The organism is Catenibacterium sp. AM22-6LB, from assembly GCF_003435615.1.
In the GTDB taxonomy this organism is placed as follows: Bacteria; Bacillota_I; Bacilli_A; order Erysipelotrichales; family Coprobacillaceae; genus Catenibacterium; species Catenibacterium mitsuoka_A.
This window is the reverse complement of the sequence record NZ_QTUM01000079.1, coordinates 532-1,124: the sequence shown is the minus strand read 5'-3', so window position 1 is coordinate 1,124 and position 593 is coordinate 532. Positions and strand designations below refer to the sequence as shown.

General features: G+C 32.9%; 1 protein-coding gene. It reads left to right on the top strand.

What is annotated here, in order from left to right:
- Window positions 1–593, top strand: a 593-nt coding sequence (locus DW269_RS12835; RefSeq protein ID WP_199412135.1) for a transposase, incomplete at both ends; no start/stop codon positions are given.

Sequence of the window (593 nt, the reverse complement as noted above, 5' to 3'; positions counted from 1 at the left end):
GAATTAAAAGAAAAAGGAATTGAATGTGTTATCCTGGCTCCAACAACCATGAAAACTGAAAAAGGTGGAAGAAAACTTAAGAATGACTATCGTGATGCCAAGATGATTGCGGAATGTTTGGCTTATGGAGGATATTCTGCCGTACATGTTCCTACTGAACTTGATAATTCAGTAAAAGAATTCATTCGTATGAGAGATGATATAAAAGAAAACCTGAAAAGTATCAAACAACAAATAATTGCGTTTTTAACACGCAATGGTAAACAATTTGATGGAAAAAGTTTCTGGACAAGAAAACATATTGATTGGATAAATACAGTTTCTTTTAGTGAACCATTACTTCAAGATACCTTGAAAGAATATATGATTGAATATAACCATCTATGCGATCGTGTAGAGACTTTAGATAAACAAATTGAAGAAATATCAGTAAAAGAGGAATATGTAGAAAAAGTGCAGCAGCTGCAATGTTTGATTGGGATTAAAACACATACTGCACTATCTTTAATCGTGGAAACAAGTGATTTCAATCGCTTTAAAAAAGGAAACATGTATTCGGCATATTTAGGCTTGATTCCTGGAGATGACTCATC